Below are 4681 nucleotides of genomic sequence, written 5' to 3'. Positions count from 1 at the left end.
TCGCGGGTGTGCACCAGGCGCGTGCCGCCGGAGCCCATGCGGGTCTTGCCCACGGCCTTGCTCACCTCGGTGCGGCGCCGGATGGCGTCGATGATGAGGTTGTCCAGGCGATTGATTTCCTCGCGGTACTTCTCGATCTCGGACGAGCTCAGCGGATCGTCCGTGCCGGTGGGCGTGCGGACGTCGAAGGTGGAGATGAGGTCGTCGTTCATGCGTTCCATTCTGCCAAATGGGCCATCCGGGGGCTGGGCTAGGCTTGGCCCATCATGGTTGATTCGTTCGGTTTTGCCTCCTCCCGCCCCGATCCCGCCGCCCCCGCGCAGGCCCCCGCGCAGGCCCCCGCACAGGCACGCACCCAGCCCGTAGTCTTCGGCGCGGCCGCCGCACCTGCGGATTCCCGCGACGCGTTCGGGTCGCGGGATGACCTGTTGGAGGGCCTTAATCCCCAGCAGCGGGCGGCGGTCCTGCACGCGGGGCGGCCGTTGCTCATCGTCGCCGGCGCGGGGTCGGGCAAGACGGCGGTGCTCACGCGCCGCATCGCGCATCTCATCGGCGCGCGCGGAGTGCATCCGGGGCAGATCCTGGCCATCACCTTCACCAACAAGGCGGCGGCGGAGATGCGCGAGCGCGTCGCGTCGCTGGTGGGGCCGACCGCGCAGCGGATGTGGGTGGCCACGTTCCACTCCACGTGCGTGCGTATCCTGCGCATGCAGCATGCGCTGGTGCCGGGGCTGAACTCGAACTTCTCCATTTACGACGCCGACGATTCGCGCCGTCTGCTGTCGATGATCGCCCGCGACATGGACCTGGACGTGAAGAAGTTCACGGGCCGGGTGCTGTCCAACCGCATCTCGAATCTCAAGAACGAGCTCATCGGCCCGGACCGAGCGGCGTCGGACGCGGAGACCACCCGCAACCCCTTCGACGAGGTCGTGGCGCGGGTGTTCCGCGAGTACCAGGTGCGTCTGCGGGCGGCCAACGCGCTGGACTTCGACGATCTGATCGGCGAGACGGTGCGCATCTTCCGCGAGCACCCGGATGTGGCGGAGTACTACCGCCGCCGTTTCCGCCACGTGCTGGTCGACGAGTACCAGGACACCAACCACGCGCAGTACGCGCTGGTGTCGGCGCTGGTGGGCAAGCCGGGCGGGGAGGTCCCACCGAGTGAGCTGTGCGTGGTGGGCGATTCCGACCAGTCGATTTACGCGTTCCGCGGGGCGACGATCCGCAACATCGAGGAGTTCGAGGAGGATTACCCGGACGCCGAGTCGATCCTGCTGGAGCAGAATTACCGGTCGACGCAGACGATCCTGTCGGCGGCCAACGCGCTGATCGCGCGCAACGAGAACCGCCGCGAAAAGAAGCTGTGGACGGATCTGGGAGAAGGCGAGCAGATCAAGGGCTACGTCGCCGACAACGAGCATGACGAGGCCCGGTTCATCACCAACGAGATCGACGACCTCGTCGACCGCGGCGAGGCCACCTACTCCGACATCGCCGTTTTCTACCGCACGAACAATTCGTCGCGTCCGCTGGAAGACGTGTTCATCCGCATGGGCGTGCCGTACACGGTGGTCGGCGGCACGAGGTTCTACGAGCGCCGCGAGGTGCGCGACATCGTGGCGTACCTGCGGGTGATCGCGAATCCGGACGATGACGTGTCGATGCGGCGGATCATCAACACCCCGCGCCGCGGCATCGGCGACAAGGCGCAGTCCCACGTCGCGCTGCACGCGGAGGACACCGGCACGTCCTTCGGGGCGGCGCTGCGGGCGGCGGCGCGCGGCGAGGTCGCGATGGTCGCCGCGCGGTCGCGGAATTCGATGAAGGGCTTCGCGGAGCTTCTCGACGGCATCGCCGCGGACATGGGCACCGGCGACATCGGGGACATCGGCGACCTGGTGGAGGCGATCCTCGACCGCACCGGCTACCGCGCGGAGCTGGAGCGGTCGTCGGACCCGCAGGACGCCACGCGCCTGGACAACCTCAACGAGCTCGTCTCGGTGGCCCGGGAGTTCTCGGCGGAGGCGGCGTTGCGCGAGGGCATGGAAGAGCTTGACGACGCCGCAGGGGACGGCGCAGCGGCCGGCGATGGCATGGACGACGGACAGCCCGAGCCGGGGAGCCTGCAGGCGTTCCTCGAGCGGGTGTCGCTGGTCGCCGACGCCGATCAGATCCCCGACGACGAGCGGGGCGTGGTGACGTTGATGACCCTGCACACCGCCAAGGGCCTCGAGTTCCCCGTCGTGTTCGTCACCGGCTGGGAAGATGGGCAGTTCCCGCACCTGCGGGCGATGGGCGATCCCAAGGAGCTCGCGGAGGAGCGCCGGCTGGCGTACGTCGGCCTGACGCGCGCGCGGAAGCGGCTCTACATTTCGCGGGCGCAGACGCGGTCGTCGTGGGGATCGCCGCAGAACAACCCGCCGTCGCGGTTCCTGGGCGAAATCCCGGGCGAGCTCGTGGAGTGGTTGCGCGAGGAGCCCGCGACCTCGTGGGGCGGGGGATCGGCGTTCGGCCGCGGCTCCGGCTTCGGCTCGTCGGGGCGGTCGGGCGGTTTCGGGCGCTCCGGCCGTGCCGGCGGTGGCGCGGGCGTGGGCCCCGGCGTCGGGTCGGCCGGCGGGCGCAAGAAGAACACGGAGCTGCAGCTCGCCGCGGGCGACAAGGTCGTCCACGACAAGTACGGCCTGGGCACCGTGCTGTCCGTCGACGGCGTGGGTCCGCGCGCCACGGCGACCATCGACTTCGGTTCGGCCGGCAAGGTCCGCCTCATGCTCATCGGCGGCCTGCCGATGGAGAAGCTGTAGGGCCCGCGGCTAACGCTTCTTTTTCGCCGTGATCCAGCAGGTGATCACGGCATCCTGCACCAGCGTGCCTTCGGAGTCGACGAGCTCGATGCGGACGTCGAGGTTGCGGCCGCCGGACTCCGGGGTGATCTCGGCGAAGTCGGGCAGGTCGGCGGTGGCGGTGGCGGTGAGGCCGCCCTTGGAGATCTTCAGGTAGTTCGTCGTCATGCCCTTGGGCACCCAGCGGTGCGTGGCGGGAACGGAGGCTTCGCAGAGCATGCCCATGACGAATTCGGCGAGGTTGCAGGCGGCGATGGCGTGGAACGTGCCGATGTGGTTCTGCACTCCCCACCATTTCGGCGCCGAGGCGACGGCCAGGCCCGGTTCCATGACGCGCAGCCGCGGCAGCGACGTGCGGAAGTAGGGGGCCTTCAGCGATACGGCGGCCGAGAAGACGCGGGTGCCGACCATCGGGATGCGCGACAGCTTCTGCCACATCTCCGCGGTCGCGGTGGGCCGGGTGGGGGCGTTCGTTTCGTTCATCCCGTCAGCGTAGGTCGCGGGGGAGCGGCGCCGGGCGGGATTCGCAGGATCGTGCGGCCTCCGTGCTTTGCGACGCCCGTGCCTGGCCGCTCGGGACGTCGTCAAGCAAAAAGAGCCGGTCCCGCACGAAGCGGAACCGGCCCGAAAAGCCAGGGGGGCGAACTACAGCGAGCCGCCGGAGACGACGTCCAGGCCGCGCTGCAGGAACCACGCCACCGGGTCGACCGGGGTGGTGCCGTCGGGGTGGATCTCGAAGTGCAGGTGCGTGCCGGTGGAGAAACCGCGGTTGCCCATGCCTCCGATGACCTGGCCGGCGGAGACGCGCTCGCCCACGGCGACGCCGAGGGTCTCGAGGTGGCCGTAGACCGACACCGCGCCATCATCGTGGAGGACGCGGATCCACTGGCCGTAGCCCTGCGCCGGGCCGGAATCGACGACGGTGCCGTCCATGATGGACATGATCGGGGTGTTGGTGACGTTCGCGATGTCGATGCCGTTGTGCATCGTGCCCCAACGCGGGCCGAAGCCGGAGGTGAAGGCGCCGAGGGCCGGGACGGACAGCTGCGGGGCGCGGGCGGCGCGGTCGGCGGCGGTGCGGAGGTTGTTGTACTCCAGGGCGGTGGCCAGGTGCGTGCCCAGGTCGGACGCCGGACGGAAGTCGCGGACCGACAGGACCATCGGGGTGGAGGACATCTGCGCCTGCGCGGCGTCCTGGGCGACGAGATCCTTGTCGGCGTCCTTGGTGTCGGCGGACGCGGTGGCCGCGGCGCCCGACACGGAGACGGCGGAGGAGGTCAGCGCGACCATCGCGATGCGGCTCTTGATGGACTTGCCCGGCTTGCGGTGGGCACCGCCCTTGCGTCGCGTAATCGTCTGCGTCACGTTCACTCCCCTGTAGTCGTGTGATCTCTTGGTTACCTTGGGCCTCGTGCAGTGCCCGGAGGCCGCAAAACGTAACCATGTCGTTATGCAGCGCGTGTAACGATAACGAAACGGCAACTGACGGGCAAGCCGTTCGCGGGGAAAGTCGGGATTGTGTGACCTGTTCCTCTTTTTGCCGTTCGCGGGCAGGATTCAGCGGTCTCGTTTAGTCACATAAGCCCCGCTGGCACCGCTGATCGGCCTTTTGTTGTCATGCCCCCGCCCATTATTCACCCCCGCCACCCCCGTCGTAACGCGGCAAAGCCGACGCCCGGCGCCGCCGCGCCGCCCGAGCCGAATCCGCGCGCCGCGATAGTCTCGTCGCAGATGTCTCGGGTGGGCAGAGACGATCGAGAAGACAGCACCGCCCACGGAGGAAAGGCACGGCATCGAAGTGAGTGACGCCAATCCGCGCAAGCGCACCCCGGGGCGGG

Annotated in this window: 4 protein-coding genes; 1 reads left to right on the top strand and 3 read right to left on the bottom strand. The window is 69.0% G+C overall.

What is annotated here, in order from left to right; all coding sequences use genetic code 11:
- Nucleotides 1-212: chorismate mutase (locus GX015_RS07835; RefSeq protein ID WP_291344149.1), on the bottom strand; the 212-nt coding region annotated here is incomplete at its 3' end.
- 54 nt (nt 213-266) lie between these two features.
- Here GX015_RS07835 and GX015_RS07830 point away from each other — a divergent pair.
- The gene (locus GX015_RS07830; RefSeq protein WP_291344148.1) at nt 267-2804 is read left to right on the top strand and encodes a UvrD-helicase domain-containing protein; all 2538 of its coding nucleotides are present in this window, start codon (nt 267-269) and stop codon (nt 2802-2804) included.
- Nucleotides 2805-2813: 9 nt separating this feature from the next.
- Here GX015_RS07830 and GX015_RS07825 read toward each other — a convergent pair whose 3' ends face one another.
- Nucleotides 2814-3326 carry a hotdog fold domain-containing protein gene (locus tag GX015_RS07825; RefSeq protein ID WP_291344146.1) on the bottom strand — a complete coding sequence of 171 codons (513 nt, stop codon included), beginning with the start codon at nt 3324-3326 and terminating at the stop codon, nt 2814-2816.
- Between the two features lie 162 nt (nt 3327-3488).
- Complete coding sequence (locus tag GX015_RS07820) at nt 3489-4208, bottom strand: M23 family metallopeptidase (protein WP_291344145.1); 720 nt, start codon at nt 4206-4208, stop codon at nt 3489-3491.
- Between the last annotated feature and the right edge of the window lie 473 nt (nt 4209-4681).

It is taken from the genome of Corynebacterium sp. (assembly GCF_012837295.1).
Lineage (GTDB): Bacteria > Actinomycetota > Actinomycetes > Mycobacteriales > Mycobacteriaceae > Corynebacterium.
Note: the sequence above shows the minus strand (reverse complement) of the source record. Positions and strands in the feature narration are given on the sequence as shown.

Coding starts and splice junctions, on each gene's coding strand:
- GX015_RS07830 (WP_291344148.1), top strand. CDS start 267: ATGGTTGATTCGTTCGGTTTTGCCTCCTCCCGCCCCGATCCCGCCGCC.
- GX015_RS07825 (WP_291344146.1), bottom strand. CDS start 3,326: ATGAACGAAACGAACGCCCCCACCCGGCCCACCGCGACCGCGGAGATG.